The sequence below is a fragment of the Pseudomonas sp. PME37.24/025 genome (genome assembly GCF_055556615.1).
This window is the reverse complement of sequence record NZ_JBVHNK010000022.1, coordinates 1-20,421: the sequence shown is the minus strand read 5'-3', so window position 1 is coordinate 20,421 and position 20,421 is coordinate 1. Positions and strand designations below refer to the sequence as shown.

At 59.7% G+C, this 20,421-nt stretch carries 19 protein-coding genes; 10 read left to right on the top strand and 9 right to left on the bottom strand.

Going from position 1 to position 20,421, the window contains the following annotated elements; genetic code table 11:
• Positions 1 to 53 precede the first annotated feature (53 nt).
• Positions 54 to 512 (top strand): Rsd/AlgQ family anti-sigma factor, encoded by a 459-nt coding sequence (locus tag ACZ3HH_RS28400; protein ID WP_007899333.1) that lies wholly within the window; start codon positions 54 to 56, stop codon positions 510 to 512.
• Between the two features lie 62 nt (positions 513 to 574).
• On the opposite strand, the gene ACZ3HH_RS28395 is transcribed toward ACZ3HH_RS28400, so the two are convergent.
• Positions 575 to 1,240, bottom strand: coding sequence for an FKBP-type peptidyl-prolyl cis-trans isomerase (locus ACZ3HH_RS28395; RefSeq protein WP_465809702.1), 666 nt, complete (start codon positions 1,238 to 1,240; stop codon positions 575 to 577).
• Between the two features lie 192 nt (positions 1,241 to 1,432).
• Between ACZ3HH_RS28395 and ACZ3HH_RS28390 the strand changes: the two genes are divergently transcribed.
• Positions 1,433 to 2,584 carry an AlgP family protein gene (locus ACZ3HH_RS28390; protein WP_465809700.1) on the top strand — a complete coding sequence of 384 codons (1,152 nt, stop codon included), beginning with the start codon at positions 1,433 to 1,435 and terminating at the stop codon, positions 2,582 to 2,584.
• On the opposite strand, the gene ACZ3HH_RS28385 is transcribed toward ACZ3HH_RS28390, so the two are convergent.
• Positions 2,581 to 3,045: a TIGR02444 family protein gene (locus ACZ3HH_RS28385; RefSeq protein WP_465809698.1), complete on the bottom strand. Its 465-nt coding sequence runs from the start codon at positions 3,043 to 3,045 to the stop codon at positions 2,581 to 2,583. The two genes, ACZ3HH_RS28390 and ACZ3HH_RS28385, sit on opposite strands and share 4 nt — an antisense overlap.
• Before the next feature lie 50 nt (positions 3,046 to 3,095).
• Here ACZ3HH_RS28385 and ACZ3HH_RS28380 point away from each other — a divergent pair, with 50 nt between their 5' ends.
• The 3 genes from ACZ3HH_RS28380 (at position 3,096) to ACZ3HH_RS28370 (ending at position 6,472) form a co-directional block, all read left to right on the top strand.
• The gene (locus tag ACZ3HH_RS28380; protein WP_465809695.1) at positions 3,096 to 5,006 is read left to right on the top strand and encodes an ATP-binding cassette domain-containing protein; all 1,911 of its coding nucleotides are present in this window, start codon (positions 3,096 to 3,098) and stop codon (positions 5,004 to 5,006) included.
• Positions 5,006 to 5,587, top strand: a complete 582-nt coding sequence (locus ACZ3HH_RS28375; RefSeq protein ID WP_465809693.1) for a mechanosensitive ion channel domain-containing protein — start codon at positions 5,006 to 5,008, stop codon at positions 5,585 to 5,587. The genes ACZ3HH_RS28380 and ACZ3HH_RS28375 overlap by 1 nt, the downstream gene beginning before the upstream one ends.
• Positions 5,588 to 5,839: 252 nt before the next feature.
• Positions 5,840 to 6,472: a LysE family transporter gene (locus ACZ3HH_RS28370; RefSeq protein ID WP_465809691.1), complete on the top strand. Its 633-nt coding sequence runs from the start codon at positions 5,840 to 5,842 to the stop codon at positions 6,470 to 6,472.
• Between the two features lie 213 nt (positions 6,473 to 6,685).
• On the opposite strand, the gene ACZ3HH_RS28365 is transcribed toward ACZ3HH_RS28370, so the two are convergent.
• The 5 genes from ACZ3HH_RS28365 to ACZ3HH_RS28345 form a co-directional block, all read right to left on the bottom strand.
• Positions 6,686 to 7,429 carry a penicillin-binding protein activator LpoB gene (locus ACZ3HH_RS28365; protein WP_465809689.1) on the bottom strand — a complete coding sequence of 248 codons (744 nt, stop codon included), beginning with the start codon at positions 7,427 to 7,429 and terminating at the stop codon, positions 6,686 to 6,688.
• 3 nt (positions 7,430 to 7,432) lie between these two features.
• Positions 7,433 to 8,020: a penicillin-binding protein activator LpoB gene (gene lpoB / locus ACZ3HH_RS28360; RefSeq protein WP_007899345.1), complete on the bottom strand. Its 588-nt coding sequence runs from the start codon at positions 8,018 to 8,020 to the stop codon at positions 7,433 to 7,435.
• Between the two features lie 39 nt (positions 8,021 to 8,059).
• Complete coding sequence (locus ACZ3HH_RS28355) at positions 8,060 to 8,431, bottom strand: YcfL family putative periplasmic lipoprotein (protein WP_038980807.1); 372 nt, start codon at positions 8,429 to 8,431, stop codon at positions 8,060 to 8,062.
• A gap of 15 nt (positions 8,432 to 8,446) precedes the next feature.
• Positions 8,447 to 9,841 carry a COG3014 family protein gene (locus ACZ3HH_RS28350; protein ID WP_465809686.1) on the bottom strand — a complete coding sequence of 465 codons (1,395 nt, stop codon included), beginning with the start codon at positions 9,839 to 9,841 and terminating at the stop codon, positions 8,447 to 8,449.
• Positions 9,842 to 10,047: 206 nt separating this feature from the next.
• Positions 10,048 to 11,448, bottom strand: coding sequence for a COG3014 family protein (locus ACZ3HH_RS28345; RefSeq protein WP_465809684.1), 1,401 nt, complete (start codon positions 11,446 to 11,448; stop codon positions 10,048 to 10,050).
• A gap of 152 nt (positions 11,449 to 11,600) precedes the next feature.
• Here ACZ3HH_RS28345 and ACZ3HH_RS28340 point away from each other — a divergent pair, with 152 nt between their 5' ends.
• Both ACZ3HH_RS28340 and ACZ3HH_RS28335 read left to right on the top strand, forming a co-directional pair.
• A complete protein-coding gene (locus ACZ3HH_RS28340) occupies positions 11,601 to 13,499 on the top strand; it encodes an FTR1 family protein (protein ID WP_465809682.1) in 1,899 nt (632 codons plus the stop codon).
• A gap of 106 nt (positions 13,500 to 13,605) precedes the next feature.
• Positions 13,606 to 14,061 (top strand): YaiI/YqxD family protein, encoded by a 456-nt coding sequence (locus tag ACZ3HH_RS28335; protein WP_465809680.1) that lies wholly within the window; start codon positions 13,606 to 13,608, stop codon positions 14,059 to 14,061.
• Between the two features lie 129 nt (positions 14,062 to 14,190).
• On the opposite strand, the gene elbB is transcribed toward ACZ3HH_RS28335, so the two are convergent.
• Positions 14,191 to 14,859: an isoprenoid biosynthesis glyoxalase ElbB gene (elbB, locus tag ACZ3HH_RS28330; RefSeq protein WP_465809679.1), complete on the bottom strand. Its 669-nt coding sequence runs from the start codon at positions 14,857 to 14,859 to the stop codon at positions 14,191 to 14,193.
• 114 nt (positions 14,860 to 14,973) lie between these two features.
• Between elbB and ACZ3HH_RS28325 the strand changes: the two genes are divergently transcribed.
• Positions 14,974 to 16,209, top strand: coding sequence for a sterol desaturase family protein (locus ACZ3HH_RS28325; protein ID WP_465809677.1), 1,236 nt, complete (start codon positions 14,974 to 14,976; stop codon positions 16,207 to 16,209).
• On the opposite strand, the gene ACZ3HH_RS28320 is transcribed toward ACZ3HH_RS28325, so the two are convergent.
• A complete protein-coding gene (locus ACZ3HH_RS28320) occupies positions 16,190 to 16,822 on the bottom strand; it encodes a DedA family protein (RefSeq protein ID WP_465809675.1) in 633 nt (210 codons plus the stop codon). The two genes, ACZ3HH_RS28325 and ACZ3HH_RS28320, sit on opposite strands and share 20 nt — an antisense overlap.
• Before the next feature lie 208 nt (positions 16,823 to 17,030).
• Here ACZ3HH_RS28320 and hemB point away from each other — a divergent pair, with 208 nt between their 5' ends.
• Positions 17,031 to 18,044: a porphobilinogen synthase gene (gene hemB / locus ACZ3HH_RS28315; protein WP_008076082.1), complete on the top strand. Its 1,014-nt coding sequence runs from the start codon at positions 17,031 to 17,033 to the stop codon at positions 18,042 to 18,044.
• Positions 18,045 to 18,062: 18 nt separating this feature from the next.
• Positions 18,063 to 20,285, top strand: a complete 2,223-nt coding sequence (gene ppk1, locus ACZ3HH_RS28310; RefSeq protein ID WP_465809673.1) for a polyphosphate kinase 1 — start codon at positions 18,063 to 18,065, stop codon at positions 20,283 to 20,285.
• The last annotated feature ends 136 nt before the right edge of the window (positions 20,286 to 20,421 follow it).

Sequence of the window (20,421 nt, the reverse complement as noted above, 5' to 3'; positions counted from 1 at the left end):
AAGTGTGCGACAGGTGTAGAGCAGCATGACCCACAAGGGAAGAGAGAATCACCATGCTCGAAAGTTGTCAGAATGCTCAGGAACGCTGGGGTGGAGTGCATCTGCTGATCGATCGCTGGTTGCAGGAGCGTCACGAACTGGTTCGGGCGTATGACGCTCTCGGCGCCAAGCCCGAAGCGTTGGGCGAGAACCGAAAACCGTTGCAGGAATTCTGCGGTGTGCTGGTCGACTACGTGTCTGCCGGGCATTTCGAGATCTACGAACAACTGACTGGCGAAGCCAAGGCGTTCGGTGATACCCGCGGTCTGGAGTTGGCCGAGACGATTTACCCGCGCATCGACGTCATTACCGAGAAGCTGCTGGCGTTCAACGATCTGTGTGATGCCGGTAAGTGTGTCGCGGAGAAATTCAAGGAGCTGGGTGGCTTGTTACACGAACGCTTCGAACTGGAAGATTGCCTGATCGAAGTGCTGCACACCGCTCACAAGGAAGAGGATTCGGTTCAGGCTTGAACCTTATCCAGCAACACCCTCAAAACGGTGCGCAAATGCGCGCCGTTTTTCGTTTCCGGCTTTCAGCTTGTAGCACCACGCAATTCGACTTCGAATACCAGTGGTGTGAACGGCGCGATCAGGTCGCCGGCACCGTCGGCACCATAGGCTTGGGCCGATGGAATCACCAGGCGCCATTTCGCGCCGACCGGCATGTTTTGCAGCGCACTGCGCCAGCCCGTAATCACACTATCAAGACTGAACCACTGCGGCTGGCTGTTCTGGTCGAACACTGAGCCGTCAGGCAGGCGTCCGATGTACAGCACCTGGACCTTGCCGTTCGGACCAGCCTTGGCGCCGGTGCCCGGCGCCAACTCTGTCAGCAATATTCCATCGGTCAGTTCGCGAACGCCGGGTTTGGCTTTTTCCTCGGCAAGAAAACGTCGCTCGTTTTCCAAAGCCAGTTCGCTTTGCGGCACAGACGATTGCATGGCCACCCGGGCTTCATGCTCGGACAGAATCTGTTCGATCCGCTCGTCTTTCAGTGCCAGTGGCTTGCCTTGATAGGCTTGCTGCAAACCTTCGAGCAGTGCCTGAAGTTGCAGGTCCGGAACCTCCTGGCGCAAGCGTTCGCCAAGGCTTGCACCCAAGCTGTAAGCGAGATCGTGATCGTCATTTGTGGTGTTTTTTTCGGCGGCCTGAGCCATGGAAAAAAACACGCACAGCGATAAAAAAAGGTAGCGCGACATGGGCACTCTCCGACCTGGAATGCGCAGGATTATGCCAGTGTGAATGCGCTCGAAGGTGAACTGGTTTTACCTAAGCGCAGAACTTTTTTGATCCGTTGCAACGGAGCGCTTTCGATACTGTCAACATGCCCTAGCGGCGGTTGCAGCAGAGGTCTAGTATGAGCCGCATTCACGTCAGCCAGGAGGTAAACCATGTCGGCCACCAAGAAGCCAGTAAACACTCCGTTGCACTTACTCCAACAACTCTCGGGCAGCTTGCTCGAGCATTTGGAAAACGCTTGTTCCCAAGCTCTGGCTGATGCTGAAAAACTGCTCGCCAAACTGGAAAAGCAGCGCGGAAAAGCGCAGGAAAAACTGCACAAATCCCGGACCAAATTGCAGGACGCTGCGGCGGCCGGCAAAGCCAAGGCGCAGGCCAAGGCCAAAGAGGCGGTGAAAGAACTTGAGGACTTGCTCGATGCCCTCAAGGATCGCCAGTCCGAAACGCGCAGCTACATCCTGCAACTCAAACGCGACGCTCAAGAAAGCCTGAAACTGGCCCAGGGTGTCGGTCGTGTCCAAGAGGCTGTCGGCAAGGCGTTGTCCCTGCGTTCGGCCAAACCAGCTGCGGCACCTGCGAAAAAAGCCGCTGCCAAACCAGCTGCTGCAAAAGCACCGGCCAAGCCTGCTGCCAAAGCTCCGGTAAAAGCCGCAGCCAAGCCAGCCGCAAAACCGGCGGCTAAAAAACCAGTCGCTGCCAGTGCTGCGAAACCAGCGGCTAAAACGACGGCTGCCAAACCTGCCGCCAAGCCAGCTGCTGCCAAAACAGCCGCCGCTAAACCGGCTGCAAAAACCACGGCTGCCAAACCCGCCGTGGCAAAAACTGCAGCAGCAAAACCAGCGGCAAAACCAGCTGCCAAGCCAGCCGTTAGAACTGCCGCCGCGAAACCTGCTGCCAAACCTGTCGCGGCTAAAACCGCCGCAGCCAAGCCTGCTGCAAAAACAGCTGCTAAACCGGCTGCAAAAGCTGCGGCCAAACCTGCCGCGAAACCGGCTGCCAAAACTGCTGCTGCCAAGCCAGCCACTGCAGCCAAACCAGCCGCCGCAAAACCGGCTGCAAAACCGGCTGCAAAACCGGCTGCAAAACCAGCTGCAAAACCAGCAGCCAAGCCAGCAGCAAAACCGGCCGTGAAAAAGCCAGTCACCGCTGCCAAGCCGCCTGCTGCGCCAGCGATCAAGCCAGCAACTCCGGCCCCGGCCTCCTCGGCTTCGTCCGCGCCTGCAGCAACCACCTCGACAACCACCTCTGCGCCAACGCCAGCCGCGTCGTCGAGCACCAGCACCACCCCAACCAGCGCTTCCTAAGTGCCGGTTGCCGCGACGCGCAGCTGATTCAGCGCGTCGCGGTCCAGGTTGGCGGCGTCCGCTGCCACACCTTCGAGCCAGGCCGTTCGTTCGGTCTCCTCAGACTGCGGCCAACTCTGTGCCACTCGTTCCAGCCGTGACAGCAGATGTCGTTCGGCTTCCATCTCCAATGACTTTACTTGTTCGCGCAAATCATTCAGCCCGGCATCTTTGCTAGCGGCGGCTTTCCATCGCAGGCGCAAGGCGCGCAACGGTTGCACGACATCCGCGTCCCAAGGCCCGGCTACATCGTGAAGCAGTTGCAAGCGTTGTTTGTTGCAGGTAACTCCACGCTCTTCAAGCCACAACCCGCACAGCAGCAGGCACACATTCACGCCTGCCGACTGCAATTGCAGGCACACACCTTCTACTCCGCGACGGGAGTAAGTGATAACGGAAAAACTCCACAGGTCAGAGGACATAGTGCTACTCGCGCCAGTTGCGAGCGAAGCTGGTAGACTCCGCCGCCATTATGATTCGACTTCAGAACCTGACTTTACAGCGTGGCCCGCAACGTCTGCTAGAAGACGCCGAGCTGACCCTGCACGCCGGCCACAAAGCCGGCCTCATCGGTGCCAACGGCGCCGGCAAATCGAGCCTGTTCGCCTTGATTCGTGGCGAACTGCACCCGGACTCGGGTGATTGCTTCTTGCCGGCCGACTGGCGCATCGCCCACATGCGCCAGGAAATCGAGACGCTCGAACGCATCGCGGTCGACTACGTGCTCGATGGTGACCTGCGTCTGCGCGAGGTGCAACGCGACCTCGCCGCAGCCGAAGCGGCCCATGACGGTGCCGCTCAGGCCCGCCTGCACTCGGAACTCGACAGCGCCGACGGCTACACCGCCGACGCCCGGGCTCGAAAGCTGCTGGCCGGCCTTGGGTTCACCAACGAGCAGATGGATCGGCAAGTAGGAGATTTCTCCGGTGGCTGGCGGATGCGTCTGAACCTGGCGCAGGCTTTGATGTGCCCTTCGGACCTGTTGCTGCTCGACGAACCGACCAACCACTTGGACCTCGATGCCATCATCTGGCTCGAAGAGTGGCTTAAAAGCTACCCCGGCACCTTGATGCTGATTTCCCACGACCGGGACTTCCTCGATGCCGTGGTCGATCACGTAGCCCACGTCGATCAACGCAAGATCACCCTGTATCGCGGTGGTTACAGCGCCTTCGAACGCGCCCGTGCCGAACGTCTGGCCCAGCAACAACAAGCCTACGAGAAGCAACAGGCGCAACGTGCGCACATGGAAAGCTACATCGCTCGCTTCAAGGCCCAGGCCACCAAGGCCCGTCAGGCCCAGAGCCGGATCAAGGCGCTGGAGCGGATGGAAGAGCTGTCCGCCGCCCACGTCGATTCTCCGTTTGATTTCGTCTTCCGCGAATCGACGAAAATTTCCAGCCCGTTGATCGATCTGTCGGATGCTCGACTGGGTTACGGCGACAAAGCCATTCTGGAGAAGGTCAAGCTGCAACTGACCCCAGGCGCGCGGATCGGCTTGCTCGGTCCGAACGGCGCGGGTAAATCGACCCTGATCAAAAACCTCGCCGGTGAACTTGAGCCGTTAGCCGGTCGCCTGACGCGCGGTGAAAACACCGTCGTTGGCTACTTCGCCCAGCATCAGCTCGATTCCCTCGACTCCAAGGCCAGCCCGTTGCTGCACTTGCAGCGCCTGGCGCCGACCGAGCGTGAGCAGACCCTGCGCGACTTCCTTGGTGGTTTCGACTTCCGCGGCGCGCGTATCGATGAGCCGGTACTGAATTTCTCCGGCGGTGAGAAGGCGCGTCTGGCCTTGGCATTGATCGCCTGGGATCGACCGAACTTGTTGCTGCTCGACGAACCGACCAACCACCTGGATCTGGAAATGCGTCTGGCGCTGACCATGGCCCTGCAGGAGTTCAGTGGCGCGGTTTTGGTGGTCTCACACGATCGCCATCTGCTCAAAAGCACCACCGACAATTTCTATCTGGTGGCAGACGGCAAGGTCGAGGAGTTTGACGGCGACCTGGAAGACTACGCTCGTTGGTTGGTTGAATACCGTCAACGCAATGCCCCGGTCAGCAATACCCCGGTCAATCCGGACAAGACCGACAAGAAGGCCCAGCGTCAGGCTGCTGCTGCGTTGCGTCAGCAACTGGCACCGCACAAGCGTGAGGCCGACAAGCTTGAAGCCGAGCTGGGCAAGCTGCACGAGAAGCTGGCAAAGATCGATACCAGCCTTGGCGACAGCGACATTTACGAGCCGATGCGCAAGAACGATTTGCGTGATCTGCTGGCTGAACAAGCCAGGCTGAAGGTGCGTGAAGCCGAACTGGAAGAAGCCTGGATGGAAGCGCTGGAACTGCTCGAAAGCATGCAGGCGGAGTTGGAGGCGCTGTCCTGATGGAAGCCTTCAAGCTGCCGTTGCCGGCGATGTGGGTCGAGCCGCTCTGGCTGGTCGTGCAAATTCTGCTGATCCTGCTGGCCGGTTATATCGCCCAGCGCGTCGTCGCTAAATGCCTGACTCGGTTGGGTGAGCGCTATCCGTTTCCGCCGCAGTTCTTCATGCCGCTGCGCGGCGGTTTGCGCTGGCTCATCATGGGCAGCGCGCTGATCTTTGTGCTGGAACGCCTTGGCGTGTCGGCCACGGTACTCTGGACGGCGTTGTCCGGTTTCGTTGCGGTGGCTGCCGTGGCGTTCTTCGCCATGTGGAGCGTGCTGTCCAACCTGCTGTGCGCGATCCTGATCTTTACCGTCGGCCCGTTCCGTATCGGTGATGTGGTCGAGTTGGTGGATACCACCGACAAACCCGGCGTCAAAGGCCGGGTGGTGGCGATCAATCTGCTCTACACCACGCTGATCGAAGCTGAAGAGCTCGGTACCGGCAGCGCCATGGTGCAAGTGCCCAATAGCCTGTTCTTCCAGCGCTCGGTTCGACGCTGGCGTGGCACGGATGTGTTCTCTTCGAACGGGTTTGAAAAGTAAGCCTTTTGTTGCCTGATACACCGCCATCGCGGGCAAGCCCGCTCCCACATTTTTTGGGTTGGATTACAGGTTTGTGATCAGCCCGAAACCCTGTGGGAGCGAGCTTGCTCGCGATGGCGGTCCGTCAGACGATGGGCCCTTCAAGCCGTAAACGCTGGTCGGCAGTCGCTCTGTCCTACAAAAAATCGGTAGTCATCGGCCCAAAGGCGCATTAGCTTAGACGTCTGTCACGAGTCTGAGTCGAGGTGTGCGATGTTGCTTCAAACATGGCTGGCGTTTTTTGCCGCCTGCTGGGTGATCAGTCTTTCTCCCGGTGCCGGCGCCATTGCGTCGATGTCCAGCGGTTTGCGCTACGGTTTCTGGCGCGGTTACTGGAATGCCTTGGGCTTGCAACTGGGCCTGACGTTGCAGATTGCGATTGTTGCTGCCGGTGTCGGTGCGATCCTCGCGGCCTCCGCTACGGCTTTCTATGCGATCAAATGGTTCGGCGTGGCCTACCTGGTCTATCTTGCGGTCAAGCAATGGCGCGCGCTGCCCAATGAGATGAACGACGACGCGGCCATCCGGCAGATCGGCAAGCCGATGGCGCTGGTGTTTCGCGGTTTTCTGGTGAACGTCAGCAACCCCAAGGCCTTGGTGTTCATGCTCGCGGTGCTGCCGCAATTCATCGACCCCCACGCACCACTGGTGGCCCAGTACCTGACCCTCGGTGTGACCATGATTTGTGTCGACCTGATCGTCATGGCCGGCTACACCGGGCTGGCGGCCAAAGTGCTGCGTTTGTTGCGCACACCCAAACAGCAAAAACGCATGAACCGCACCTTTGCCGGGCTGTTCATCGGCGCGGCGGCGTTCATGGCGACCCTGCGCAAAGCCGCGGTGTAAACCTTCAGGCACAAAAAAGGCGACCTTTTCCAGGTCGCCTTTTTCATTGTGGCGAGGGAGCTTTTGTGGCGAGGGAGCTTGCTCCCGTTGGGTCGCGCAGCGGCCCCAAAACCATTCCTCCGGTAGTGTCAGGCAAACCGCATCAATCGATTTACGACTGCTACGCAGCCGAGCGGGAGCAAGCTCCCTCGCCACAAAGTACCTACTGAAATCTCAGTGCAGAATCACCGGTGCCGTATCCCGCGGCAGGTTATTGCGCTGCGGCGCCTGCCCCGGCTGCTCATAGCCACCGCCACCAAGCTGTTGGCTCAGTTGCGCAGCCACATCCTCACCCAGCGCCTTGGACACATCACGTACCACCCGTGGGCGGTTCAGCGAAATCTTGATATCCCGGCCATTCACCAGTTTGGTGTCCTGACCTTCACCCATCGCCGTGAAGGCCGAGGTGATCTCATAGGTCTTGGTGTTGATCAAGCTGAAGTCCGCCACCAGCGTCAGCCCCAGCACTGCCGAATAACTGTCGGTGTTGGCCAGCTCGTTCATGTCGCGGGTGAAGTCGATGTCTGACACGGTGCCGAACAGCACGTAGTCGGCACCCTTGAAGCTACCGGCCTTGATCCGCTTGATCACGTCATACACGTCACCTTTGGACGATGCTGTGTAAGGCGTGCCCTGCACCAGCTGAAACATGCCGGTGCGCAGAATCTCGCCCTTGATGTCGCCGGTGAATTTCCGCAGTTCACCTTGCTCGATGTAGCTGCTGGTTGCTTCGTACTCTTCGTAACTGGACGAACCACTGGCGCCGTAATAGCTCTGGCTGTGGTTGCTCTGGGCTGAAATAGTGTGGACGTACTGCTCCACCCGTTCCTGATACGCCAGGTCCGCTACGGCGACTTTCGGGGCCGCTTGCACGCTGAACGCGCAAGCCAGGGCCATCATGCCAATCCATGCGCGCATCGATTAACGCTCCGTGGTTTTGCGAATCTCTTTTTCGTCCATCCATTCGGCCAGACCGCTTTCAACGTCGATCAATTGCAGGCTGAATTTGTAGAAGACGTCCTTGTAATCGCTGCTGCGCTTGACGATCGAGCTGATCGAACCTTCGATGCGATATTGGGCAGCGATCATGTTGCCAGTCTTGGCGACGGTGCTTTTCTTGTACAAGCCGCTCTGGTTTTGCAACTTGAGCTGGTCAACCTGGCTTTGCATGGCGGTGTTATCGCTGGCGAAGCGGGCGACGCCGGTCTTCATCAATTGGGTCTTGATGCTGGTGGTGATTTCGCGGGTGTCGATGTACTCGCTGGTCTTGTTCTTCACGTCGTAAACCTGAACCACCGGACGGCCTTGCAGGATGCCGGACTGGGCCAGGGAGCGGGTCATGGATTCGGCGATCATCTGCAGGTCGGTGGAGCCGAACTCGTTGGTCACGGTTTCCACGGCTTTGGTGTCACCGTAGCTGATGTTTTTGCTGCCCAGGGTTGGCGAAGTGTTGGCGCAACCGCTGGCCAGAAGGGCGATGACGGCGATGAACGAAAAGCGTGCAAACATGGGAATGCTCTCTAGAACTGAACGAATAGGGTGTCGGGCTTAAGGCGTTTTGATTTCGAGACGGAAATCCACGGCTTTGGCGGTTGGCGCGATGGCCTGAATGAAACTGGTCTGCTCGCCGTACATCAGCTGGCTTTTCCAGGTTTCTTCTTCGGCAACCGGGAAGCCTTCAGGGCCGAGCCAGGCAAAACGGTAGTAGAAGGTCTTGTTGTTGTAGCTGGTGTTGCTCAGCTGGGCATTGACCGTCATGAAGCCGTTTTCCCGGGCCACGCGCATGGCGCCAACCACGATGTTCTTGAGCTTGCCCATGGCCACGACCTTGCTGGCAGCGCTGCCTGGCTCCGGCGGTGGCGGGGTGGCGCAACCGGCCAGCAAAGCCAGGGCGACGACAGCGATGAATTTGAAGCGCATGCAAAGACTCCGTTCTTAAGGTTGTTTGAGGCTGGCCACGGCGGTCGGGTTGGCGCTCGGGATCACGTGCGCAGCCACGCCGCTGGCGAATACCTGATTGCCCACGGCGCGCAGGGTGATGACCTGAAAGCGCTGATCAACGGTGACCTTGACCACCGAGCCGCCCACGGCGCTTGGCAGCGTGACGCTGTGCTCGCCTTTCTTCAAGCGCAGACGCACCACCTGAGTGTTGTCCGGCAACGTACGCCACGTACGGGTATCGGCACCTTCAAGCACGGCTGAAGTGATACCGACCGCAAGACCCGCCAGCGGGTTGGTTTCGTTGATCTGCTTCTGTGCCACACCACGAGTGATCGCCCGCACGGTGGTGCGCAGGATGATGCCCGGCATGTCATCACGCAGCGCGCGACGGGACATGGCGGTGGTGCTGTTGAGTTGCGTCAGATTCAGCTGCTGACCGTCCACGCCGATCTGGGCGAAGGTGGCAGTGGAGGTATCCGGTTTGATGATCGGGAATGACAGCGGCGTGATCACCACGTTGTTGCTGATAGGCAATGGCAGCGGAATGCGGATCGAGTCGCGGGACGGCGCCAGGCCGCTTTGCACAACGATCAGGATGTCGCTGTCCTCGTCCTTGGCGGGTTTGTCGAGATTCACCAGCGCCTGTTCCAGCAATGGCGTGTTCGGACGCAGCTCCGCGGCTTTGCGATAACCTGGCGCCGCCAGATCTTTCTCGCCCAGGGCTTCATAGACGAAGCCGGCCAGGTAATGGCTGAACGCGCTCTGGTAGCTGTTTTTCAGGCTGACCACTTCCGGCGCGTCGAGGCTGGCCACCGGGTAACCCTGAAGATCCTTGTACTGGGTTTTGACGCCTTCTTTCTCGGCTTGCTCTTCGCTCTTGAGGTATTCCTTGTCGCGCAGGTCGGCGATCACCGCTTCACGTTCGTGAGTCTTCTTGATCGCGGTGCGCGCGCCGTCGAAGTCATTCACCGCCAGCAGATTGAGGGCCATTTGCGTGGTCAGCATGACTTTTTCGTAGTCGTAGCCTTCGTAGCGACGAACCTTGTCGTTGACCAGGAAGCTGCCGAACTGAGCCAGGTATTTCTCGGTGTCGAGCTTGACCGAGTCTTCCCACTTGCCCACCACCTGATCGGCGCTGGTCCAGGCGTTCTGGCTGCCGGACAAGTCGCCCTTGGCGCGCAGCAGTTCACCTTTCTCGAAGTAATAGAGCAGGTCTTTGTCTTTGCTGGTGTTGTTCTTTTCCAGCAGGGTCAATGCGGCGTCGACGTTGCCGGAAGCCAGTTGCTGGTTGGTTTGTGCAAGTTCCGAATCGTAGTTACGAAAGGCCGAGCAGCCGGAGAGCAACGTGACAGCGCTGAGCGCGATCAAGGTGGGGGCACGGAATGCCATAAGGGGTACGTCTTCCCTGAATATAAGCAGCCGCGTGCTGGTCGGGCTGTTGGGACCCATCGGAAGGACTGTTGGCGTCCTGCCAATTCCTCATAAAAAGAGGAGCTTAAATGCCATATCGCAATAACGACGGCACGGCATTATAAACAGGGATGCTGGCTATGTAATGGCTTTTTAATTACATGCTTTCACAAATATGCCATCACTTATTTCAGACCGGATACCACACTGCTTTCAGGCGCAACGGCAGGTTCGAAAGCCACTCCGTTGCTGTAAACCCGCTCGCCCAGCGCTCGCAGGCCTATGACCTGATGGTTCTGCTCGATGCGGACTTTCAGGGGCGCAGCGCCCGGCGCGTTGGGCAGGCTGATCAGGTGCTCGCCTTTTTTCAGGCGCAGGCGCGCCACCAGGGTGATGTTGGGCAACGTGCGCCAGGTTCGGGTGTCCGCGTGCTCGAAACCATCATGCTTCGTCACGTAGGAGGCTTTGCTCGGGTCGCGTCGGTTGTCTGTGCCCTGAACAGAAGCGGCCAGGTAGGCGCGATACGCGGTGCGCTGAATGATGCCTGGCATATCGTCGCGCAACGTGCGCAAAGACATGTCGGTGATGCTGTTAACAAGGATCAGCTGCTGTTTGCGACCGTCGATCGTCATCTGCGTGAACACCGGGGTCGACGTGTCGGGAACCATCACCGGAAACGATACGTTGGCGACGATCACCTGATTGTCTTCCAGGCGCACCGGGTAGGGGACACGAACCGAACTGCGCGCCGGCGCCAGGCCGCTTTGCACGATGATCAGCACATCACTTTCATTTGCCTTGGCCGCAGGTTTGTCGAGTTCGCGCAATGCCTGCTCGAAGAAGGGCAGGTCGGGCCGCAACTCGATGGCTTGGCGATAACCCGGGGCGGCAAGATCACGCTCACCCAGCGCTTCATACGTAAACCCTGCCAGGTAGTGACTGAATGCACTCTGATAGCCGTTTTTCAGCGCGATCACGGCGGGCGCATCCAGGGTCATCACGGGGTAGCCCTGGAGATCCTTGTAGTGCACGCGAACGCCCTGGGCTTTGGCTTCTTCTTCAAGTCGCTCGTATTCCTTTTCCCGTTGACGGGCAATCAGTGCTTCACGTTCGTGGGTTTTCTTGATGTCGGCGCGAGCACCGTCGAAGTCATTCACGGCCAACTGGTTCAGGGCCATTTGCGTGGTCAGCATGACTTTTTCGTAGTCGTAGCCATCGTAGCGCCGCAGTTTGTCGTTGATGCTGCTGCCCCAATGATCGCCCATCGCGGACAAGAGCTGTGTGCCGGCAGACTCGACGGTGTCCTGGCGCTGGATCACCATTTGCTCCGCGCTGCGCCAGGCAACCTGGCTCTGCGGCAACGCACCAGCGGCACTCAGGACTGCACCTTTTTCGAAGTAGTAGAGCAGATCCCGTTCTTCTGACGGATTGTGCAGCTCCAGCAGTTGGAGAGCGCCCTGCGGATTTCCCGCTTTCAACTGGGCGGTCGTTTGCCCCAGTTCCAGGTCGTAGTCGCGGTAGGCGGCGCAACCGGTCAGTTGCAGGACGAGGCTCAGCAGCAGTGAGAAAAATAGGTGTAAACGCATGGACGTTGATTCTTCCCTGAACGAAACCGACGGAGGGTGGCAATTGGCCGCTGAATTTATACGCAGCTACGCAGGAAATACCAACAAAGCTTGAGTGAAACTCATTGGGAGTGAACAATGTGTTACTTCGTATTTCCATTTGAGATTTATTCATGATTGCCTCCTCTCGTTTTCTGGCGTGGCTCGTGCTGCCGGTGATCGCGTTCTGCAGCTTCAATGCGCTGGCCGAAACCGCGGAAGGTGCGCCCAAGGCCCTGCATTTGCTCGATTACATTGGCGCTGATTACCCGGCGACGGTCGAGGCGGGCAAAGTCATCGATGAGTCTGAATACCGCGAACAGCAGGAATTCCTCAAGGTGCTGCAAGGCTTGATCGCCGATTTGCCGGCCAAACCCGAACGCGCAGAGCTGGAGCAAGGTGTCAGCAGCCTTGGCGTTGCGATCGCCGCTCGCAAGGACGGGGCGGATGTTGCCCGTCAGGCGCGGCAGCTGGGGGCAAAACTGGCGGTGACCTATGAGGTCAGCCAGGCGCCGGTCATCACCCCGGACCCGACTCGCGGCGCGCCGCTGTATACCCAGCAATGCTCGGTGTGCCACGGCGATGCGGGCGCCGGTGACGGTCCGGCGGGTGTCGGCATGACGCCACCGCCGGCCAATCTGCGCGATGCCGTGCGACTGGACCGTCTGAGCCTCTATGCGATCTACAACACGCTGGGCATGGGCGTTGAAGGCACCGACATGCCGGCCTTCGCCGATCAATTGGATGATCGTCAACGTTGGGACCTGGCGACCTACATCGCCAGCTTCAGCGCCGACCCGGCTGCGGCAAAATCCGAGAAAACCTACAACATCGCCGACCTGGCACGTCAGACGCCAGCCGAAGTGCAGGCCGCCGAAGGTCCGCAAGCAGCCGCGACCTTCCGCGCGCAACGAGCGCAACCGCCGCAGGTCAAGCGTGGCCCGGGACAGTTGCTGGATTACACGGCGGCCACCTTGGACAAGAGCATCGCAGCCTACCGTGCCGGCGAACACGACCAGGCTTACGACCTGTCGGTGGCCGCGTACCTGGAAGGCTTCGAGCTGGTCGAAAGCTCCCTGGACAACGTCGACGCCAACGTGCGCAAAGACACCGAGAAGTCCCTGATGGCTTACCGTCAATCGTTGCAGGACGGCTTGCCGGTGGCCCAGGCCGAGCAGCGTCTGGAGGCGGCCAAGGCCAAATTGAAAGAGTCCGCCGGCCTGCTCGGCAGTGATGGTCTGAGCTGGTCGCTGAGCTACATTTCCGGTCTGTTGATTCTGTTGCGAGAAGGTCTGGAAGCGATTCTGGTGCTCGCGGCGATCCTCGCGTTTCTGCGCAATACCGGCCAGCAATCGGCGGTGCGTAGCGTCAACATCGGTTGGGGCCTGGCGTTGCTGGCCGGGCTGGCGACCTGGGCGGTGGCGGCGTATGTGATTGACGTCAGCGGTGCCCAGCGTGAACTGCTGGAAGGCGCGACGGCGTTGTTTGCCAGTGTCATGGTGCTCTGGCTCGGCGTGTGGATGCACGACCGTCGCCACGCAGCGGCCTGGCAGGATTACATCAAGAGCAGCCTGGTGAGCGGTGGCGGGCGTTTCGGGTTTGCGATCCTGGCGTTCTTCTCGGTGTATCGCGAGCTGTTCGAAGTGATCCTGTTTTACGAAACCCTGTGGTTGCAGGCCGGGCCGGCAGGGCACAACGCCGTAATGGCGGGCGGGGCGACGGCGCTGGTATTGCTGATCGGTCTGGCCTGGGTGATTCTGCGCGGCTCGGCGAAACTGCCGTTGGCGTTGTTCTTCGGCATCAATGCCGGTTTGCTCTGCGCGTTGTCGGTGGTGTTTGCCGGCCATGGCGTGAAGGCGTTGCAGGAAGCCGGGATCTTCGGCACGCGGCCGGTGCCGTTCTTTGACTTCGACTGGCTGGGGATCCACGCTGATGCCTATTCGCTGAGTGCTCAGGCCGTGGCGATCATTGCGATCATCGTGTTGTACAGCCGTAGCCGGATGGCCGAGAAGCGGCGGGCACAAGTTTCCTGACGCATTCGCTGCGCTCATAATCGCGGGCAAGCCCGCTCCCACAGGTTCAGCGCTAACCTTGTGGGAGCGGGCTTGCCCGCGAAGCTTTTTAGAAGAGGTATAAACAATGCGCGTGTGGATCGATGCCGACGCCTGTCCACGGGCAGCCAAGGATCTGGTGGTGAAATTCGCCCTCAAGCGCCAGTTCGAAGTGGTGCTGGTGGCCGGCCAGCCGCAGATCAAACCGGGCCTCGCCTTGGTGAAGCTGATCGTGGTGCCCAGCGGTCCGGATGCCGCCGATGATTACCTGGTGGAATACGCGGTGCCGGGTGAACTGGTGATTTGCAGCGATGTGCCGCTGGCGGACCGGCTAGTGAAGAAGGGCGTTGCTGCGCTGGATCCACGGGGCAAGGAGTTCGATGCGCAGAACATGGGCGATCGGCTGGCGGTGCGTAACCTGTTCACCGATCTGCGCGAGCAGGGGCAGATAAGCGGCGGACCGGCACCGTTTGGCGATCGCGAGAAGCAGGCGTTTGCCAATGCGCTGGACCGGATTCTTACCCGGCTTACCCGCACCCCCTGAGCAAATCACGACCCTGTGGCGAGGGAACTTGCTCCCGCTGGGTCGCGAAGCGGCCCCAAAAAAGGGGACTGCTACGCAGTCCAACGGGAGCAAGCTCCCTCGCCACAGAAAGCCTTCATACGAACCGCGTCAGGCATCGTTTTCGTGGGTCAGTTCCAGTACGCGGTCGACCAGTTTGTTGATGCCGGAAGCGGCCTCGCTGATCGATTGCGCCAGCATGTACGCCGGAGTGCTCACCAGCTTGCGCGCCTTGTCTTCGACGATGTCGGTCACTGCGCACTCGGCATGGGTGGCGCCCATTTTGTTCATCGCGGCGGCGGTATCGGCATCGTTGCCGATGGTGCAGGTCACGCCTGGGCCGTAGATCTTTGCCGCCAGGGCTGGCGAGATGCAGATCAGCCCCACCGGTTTGCCAGCCTCGGCGAACGCTTCGGTCAACGCCAGGACGTCAGGTTGAACGCTGCATCCGGCACCTTCGACGGCAAAGTTCGACAGGTTCTTGGCCGCCCCGAAACCACCGGGCACGATCAGCGCATCGAAGTCTTCGACGTCCGCTTCACGGATATCCTTGATGTTGCCCCGGGCGATCCGGGCCGATTCCACCAGCACGTTGCGCGCCTCGGGCATTTCTTCGCCGGTCAGGTGGTTGATTACATGCAACTGCGCGATATTGGGTGCGAAACACTGCACCTGGGCGCCGCGCTGGTCCAGCCGCAGCAGGGTGATCACGCTTTCGTGGATCTCGGCACCGTCGTACACGCCGCAGCCGGAAAGGATCACTGCAATTTTTTTGCTCATGGGCTTTTCTCCAGATTCATGGCGTTAAATGTCCACTAATTTGTCACTCGTTGCCATAGGGTTAATACGCGGCTACACCTAATCTCTGCTGAACGATTCTGATCAGGGCGCGTCATGGACTTCATTCTGTATGCGGTGCCGTTTTTCTTTGTGCTGATTGCGGTCGAGTGGCTGGCCGACCGTTGGCGCGGGGTGAACAATTACCGCGTGGCAGACGCAATCAACAGCCTCAGCACCGGCGTGCTGTCGACCACCACGGGCCTGTTGACCAAAGGCGTCGGCCTGGTGACTTATGCCTTTGCCCTGAAGCATCTGGCCGTGATTGAACTGTCGGCCGACAGCGTCTGGGTCTGGGTGTTTGCTTTCGTCTTCTACGACTTCTGCTACTACTGGCTGCACCGCATGGGCCACGAGCGCAACATCCTCTGGGCCGCCCACTCGGTGCATCACCAGAGCGAGGATTACAACCTCTCCACAGCCTTGCGCCAGACCAGCACCGGATTTCTGTTGAGCTGGATTTTCTATCTGCCCATGGCCGTGCTCGGCGTGCCGCTGGTGGTGTTCGTCAGCGTTGCGGCGCTGAATCTGCTGTACCAATTCTGGGTGCATACCCGGCACATTCCCAAGCTTGGCTGGTTCGAATGGTTCTTCGTCACGCCGTCCAATCATCGGGCTCACCATGCACAGAACGCTCTCTACATGGATCGCAACTACGGCGGGGTGTTCATTATTTGGGACCGTCTATTTGGCTCGTTCCAGGAAGAGGACGACAACGAACCGGTGATTTTCGGCGTGACCACGCCGCTGGCGAGCTGGAATCCATTGTGGGCAAACGTGCAGTTCTATGCGCAGCTGTGGGATGACGCCCGGCGCGCCGAAAGCGGGTGGGACAAGCTGCGGATCTGGTTCATGCGCACCGGTTGGCGGCCAGCGGATGTGGCGGCCAAATACCCGATGAACAAACCGGACCTGAGCCAGTTCCGCAAGTTCGAGGTGCCGCTGGACGGGCGCCAGCAGTGGTATGTGGCGCTACAGTTCTGCGTCTACATCGCCTTGGGCAGTTACTTGATGAATCTGGAACAGAGCCTGCCGGTTTCGGCCTTGGTGTTGGGCTGGGGTGCCGTGGCATGGGGGCTGTTTGTGTTGGGCGTGGCCCTGGAAAATCGCCCGCAGGCACTGAAGCTGGAGCTGTTGCGGCTGGCGTCGAACCTGCCGCTGGTGTGGCTGGCGCCAATGGTCGGGCTATGGCCGGGCAGCGCGGTGGGCTGGGTGGGGCTGCTCAGTTACAGCCTGCTCAGCGGAATCGGCCTCTACTGTTGTAGAAACCGCTTCACTCGATGGGCGTCGTAGGTTCGCTGGACTTGGCCTGTTCGGCTTTCAACGCTTGCTCGTCGGCGTAGATCTTCTTCGCCAGACGGGCATTCTTGAAACGCCGCCGCAGCCACAGGCAAAAGCCCAGTACCAGCAGGGCGCCCAGCACCCACAGCTCATACTTCTTGACGCTGCCCAGCATGCCTTCGAGCACCGCGCCGAAGTGATACGCGGCCGCTGCCAGCGCGGCGGCCCAGATCGCTGCGCCAATCCCGTTGAGCAGCAGGTAGCGTCCAGGCGGATAGCCCGACAGACCGATCGCCACCGGCATCACGGTGCGCAAGCCGTAGACAAAGCGGAAGCTCAGCACCCAGATGTCCGGGTGTTTGCGGATATGTTCCAGCGCCCGATCACCCATCAGTTGCCAGCGCGGTTTGCGCGCCAGCAATTTGCGCCCGTGCTTGCGCCCCAGGAAGTACCACAGCTGATCGCCGGCATAACTGCCGAGGAATGCCACGAGCATCACCACCTTGATGTCCATGTATCCGCGGAACGCAAGGAAGCCTGCGAGCACCAGGATGGTTTCGCCTTCGAAGAACGTGCCGAGAAAGAGGGCGAAGTAGCCGAATTCCTGAAGAAATTGTTGGAGCATTGTCTGGGTGCTGGCGAAATGAACGCGCAGCCTAACCCCTCGGACACATTCAGGAAAGTGTCAAAATGTGTCTCGACGTGAACATTTCCTACAAGGACAATGGAATGCGGCTACCTGTCACAGGGGTGCACACAACTGTAATACGTTCGTCATAATGGCCGCTTATAACTGTCACGCTCGCCCGCCAGCGCGGGCTCAGGAGTCTGCCGTGAGCTTTACCCCCGCCAACCGTTTGTTTCCTGCAACCCGCCTGCGTCGCAACCGTCGTGATGATTTCTCGCGTCGACTGGTCCGTGAAAACGTGTTGACCGTCGACGACCTGATCTTGCCGGTGTTCGTGCTGGACGGTGAAAACCGTCGCGAAGCGGTGGCCTCGATGCCGGGCGTCGAACGCCTGACCATCGACCTGTTGCTGGAAGAAGCTGCCAAATGGGTCGAGCTGGGGATTCCGGCGCTGGCACTGTTCCCGGTGACGCCACCGGAGCTCAAATCCCTGGACGCCGCCGAAGCCTGGAACCCGGATGGCATCGCCCAGCGCGCTACCCGAGCTCTGCGTGACCGGTTCCCGGAGTTGGGTGTGATCACCGACGTCGCTCTGGACCCGTTCACCACCCACGGTCAGGACGGCATCCTCGACGAAGAAGGCTACGTGCAGAACGACATTACCGTCGACGCACTGGTTAAACAGGCTTTGTCCCACGCTGAAGCCGGTGCTCAGGTGGTGGCCCCGTCGGACATGATGGACGGTCGCATCCAGGCGATCCGCGAGGCGCTGGAGCTGGCCGATCACGTCAACGTGCGGATCATGGCTTACTCGGCAAAATATGCCAGCGCCTATTACGGCCCGTTCCGCGATGCGGTGGGCTCGGCGCTGAACCTGGGCAAGGCCAACAAGGCCTCCTATCAAATGGACCCGGCCAACAGCAACGAAGCCCTGCACGAAGTGGCGGCGGACTTGTCAGAAGGCGCGGACATGGTCATGGTCAAGCCAGGCATGCCGTATCTGGATATCCTCTATCGGGTCAAGGAAGAGTTCAAAGTGCCGACCTTTGTGTATCAGGTCAGCGGCGAATACGCCATGCACATGGCAGCGATCCAGAATGGCTGGTTGAGCGAAGGGGTTATCCTCGAATCCCTGACCGCTTTTAAACGTGCAGGCGCTGATGGCATCCTGACTTACTTTGCCGTCCGCGCTGCTCAATTGTTACGAGAGCAAAAATAGCCCTCCCAGGAACATTCGATGAATACCGAAGGACTCACTGAAGTTGCCGTAAAAGACGCTCAACCTGTGGTGGAGCAAATCGCCGAAACCCCGCCGGAACTGGAGCCTGCTCCACCCGCAGTGGTGGCCGAGCCCGTTGTGGCGGCGCCTGCGATTGCCATTCCCGGCCTGGATGACAGCAGCCTGTACATCCATCGTGAGCTCTCGCAACTGCAGTTCAACATCCGCGTGCTGGAGCAGGCGCTGGATGAGTCCTACCCATTGCTGGAGCGGCTGAAGTTTTTGCTGATCTTCTCCAGCAACCTGGACGAGTTCTTCGAGATTCGTGTTGCCGGCCTGAAGAAGCAGATCACCTTCGCCCGTGAACAGGCTGGCGCCGATGGCTTGCAACCGCACCAGGCCCTGGCTCGCATCAGCGAGCTGGTGCACGGCCACGTCGATCGCCAATACGCGATCCTCAACGACATTCTGTTGCCGGAACTGGAAAAACATCAGGTCCGCTTCATCCGCCGCCGCTACTGGACCACCAAGCTCAAGACCTGGGTTCGTCGTTATTTCCGCGACGAGATCGCGCCGATCATCACCCCGATCGGCCTTGACCCGACGCACCCGTTTCCGTTGCTGGTGAACAAGAGCCTGAACTTCATCGTCGAGCTCGAAGGCGTCGACGCCTTCGGTCGCGACTCCGGTCTGGCGATCATCCCTGCGCCGCGTCTGTTGCCGCGAATCATCAAGGTGCCGGAAGAAGTCGGTGGCCCGGGCGACAATTACGTGTTCCTGTCGTCGATGATCCACGCCCACGCCGATGACCTGTTCCAAGGCATGAAGGTCAAGGGCTGCTACCAGTTCCGCCTGACCCGAAACGCCGACCTCGCGGTCGATACCGAAGACGTGGAAGACCTGGCGCGCGCCCTGCGCGGCGAGTTGTTCTCCCGTCGCTACGGTGACGCGGTGCGGCTGGAAGTGGCCGATACCTGCCCGAAACACCTGTCCGATTACCTGCTCAAGCAGTTCAACCTGCACGAGACCGAGCTGTATCAGGTCAACGGCCCGGTCAACCTGACCCGGTTGTTCAGCATCACCGGCCTGGACAGTCATCCGGAGCTGCAATACACCCCGTTCACCCCTCAGATCCCGAAACTGCTGCAAAACAGCGAGAACATTTTCAGCGTGATCAGCAAGCAGGACATCCTGCTGCTGCACCCGTTCGAGTCGTTCACCCCGGTGGTCGATTTGCTGCGTCAGGCGGCCAAGGATCCGCACGTGTTGGCGGTTCGCCAGACGTTGTATCGCAGTGGCGCCAACTCCGAGATCGTCGATGCGCTGGTAGATGCTGCGCGTAACGGCAAAGAAGTGACGGCGGTGATCGAATTGCGCGCGCGGTTCGACGAAGAATCCAACCTGCAACTGGCCAGCCGTCTGCAAGCGGCCGGTGCTGTGGTGATTTACGGTGTGGTCGGCTTCAAGACCCACGCCAAGATGATGCTGATTTTGCGCCGCGAGGCTGGCGAGATTGTCCGTTACGCCCACTTGGGTACCGGCAACTACCACGCGGCCAACGCCCGTCTTTACACCGACTACAGCCTGCTGACCTCCGACGACGCCTTGTGCGAAGACGTCGGCAAACTGTTCAGCCAGTTGATCGGCATGGGTAAAACCCTGCGCATGAAGAAACTGCTGCATGCGCCGTTCACGTTGAAGAAGGGCATGCTCGACATGATTGCCCGGGAGACGCAGTTCGCCATCGACGGCAAGCCGGCGCACATCATCGCCAAGTTCAACTCGCTGACCGATCCGAAAGTCATCCGTGCGTTGTACAAGGCCAGTCAGTCCGGTGTGCGTATCGATCTGGTGGTGCGCGGCATGTGCTGCTTGCGACCGGGCATCGCCGGGGTCTCCCACAACATTCACGTGCGCTCGATCATCGGTCGCTTCCTGGAGCACACCCGGGTCTTCTACTTCCTCAACGGCGGCGAAGAACAGATGTTCCTGTCCAGCGCCGACTGGATGGAGCGCAACCTCGACAAGCGCGTCGAGACTTGCTTCCCGGTCGAAGGCAAGAAGCTGATCATGCGGGTCAAGAAAGAGCTGGAGCTCTATCTCACCGACAACACCCACAGCTGGAGCCTGCAAGCGGACGGTCGCTACATCCGCAACACGCCGACCGGCAACCAGAACCCGCGCAGTGCCCAGGCCACCTTGCTTGAGCGTTTGGGCAGTCCGATTCTGGCTGTTCGTTAACGTAGATTCGGTTGATACAAAAAAGGGCGATCCATGTGGATCGCCCTTTTTTTGTTCCCTGTCCCGTCCTGAATAAGGTTTACACCTTCTGACCCATTCTCAGGAGGACGTAATGAACACGGGAAAAAGGCGCAGC

Bases quoted from the DNA above. Each gene is read 5' to 3' on its own strand.
- ACZ3HH_RS28400 (WP_007899333.1), top strand. From the start codon at position 54: ATGCTCGAAAGTTGTCAGAATGCTCAGGAACGCTGGGGTGGAGTGCAT.
- ACZ3HH_RS28395 (WP_465809702.1), bottom strand. From the start codon at position 1,240: ATGTCGCGCTACCTTTTTTTATCGCTGTGCGTGTTTTTTTCCATGGCT.
- ACZ3HH_RS28390 (WP_465809700.1), top strand. From the start codon at position 1,433: ATGTCGGCCACCAAGAAGCCAGTAAACACTCCGTTGCACTTACTCCAA.
- ACZ3HH_RS28385 (WP_465809698.1), bottom strand. From the start codon at position 3,045: ATGTCCTCTGACCTGTGGAGTTTTTCCGTTATCACTTACTCCCGTCGC.
- ACZ3HH_RS28380 (WP_465809695.1), top strand. From the start codon at position 3,096: ATGATTCGACTTCAGAACCTGACTTTACAGCGTGGCCCGCAACGTCTG.
- ACZ3HH_RS28375 (WP_465809693.1), top strand. From the start codon at position 5,006: ATGGAAGCCTTCAAGCTGCCGTTGCCGGCGATGTGGGTCGAGCCGCTC.
- ACZ3HH_RS28370 (WP_465809691.1), top strand. From the start codon at position 5,840: ATGTTGCTTCAAACATGGCTGGCGTTTTTTGCCGCCTGCTGGGTGATC.
- ACZ3HH_RS28365 (WP_465809689.1), bottom strand. From the start codon at position 7,429: ATGCGCGCATGGATTGGCATGATGGCCCTGGCTTGCGCGTTCAGCGTG.
- lpoB (WP_007899345.1), bottom strand. From the start codon at position 8,020: ATGTTTGCACGCTTTTCGTTCATCGCCGTCATCGCCCTTCTGGCCAGC.
- ACZ3HH_RS28355 (WP_038980807.1), bottom strand. From the start codon at position 8,431: ATGCGCTTCAAATTCATCGCTGTCGTCGCCCTGGCTTTGCTGGCCGGT.
- ACZ3HH_RS28350 (WP_465809686.1), bottom strand. From the start codon at position 9,841: ATGGCATTCCGTGCCCCCACCTTGATCGCGCTCAGCGCTGTCACGTTG.
- ACZ3HH_RS28345 (WP_465809684.1), bottom strand. From the start codon at position 11,448: ATGCGTTTACACCTATTTTTCTCACTGCTGCTGAGCCTCGTCCTGCAA.
- ACZ3HH_RS28340 (WP_465809682.1), top strand. From the start codon at position 11,601: ATGATTGCCTCCTCTCGTTTTCTGGCGTGGCTCGTGCTGCCGGTGATC.
- ACZ3HH_RS28335 (WP_465809680.1), top strand. From the start codon at position 13,606: ATGCGCGTGTGGATCGATGCCGACGCCTGTCCACGGGCAGCCAAGGAT.
- elbB (WP_465809679.1), bottom strand. From the start codon at position 14,859: ATGAGCAAAAAAATTGCAGTGATCCTTTCCGGCTGCGGCGTGTACGAC.
- ACZ3HH_RS28325 (WP_465809677.1), top strand. From the start codon at position 14,974: ATGGACTTCATTCTGTATGCGGTGCCGTTTTTCTTTGTGCTGATTGCG.
- ACZ3HH_RS28320 (WP_465809675.1), bottom strand. From the start codon at position 16,822: ATGCTCCAACAATTTCTTCAGGAATTCGGCTACTTCGCCCTCTTTCTC.
- ppk1 (WP_465809673.1), top strand. From the start codon at position 18,063: ATGAATACCGAAGGACTCACTGAAGTTGCCGTAAAAGACGCTCAACCT.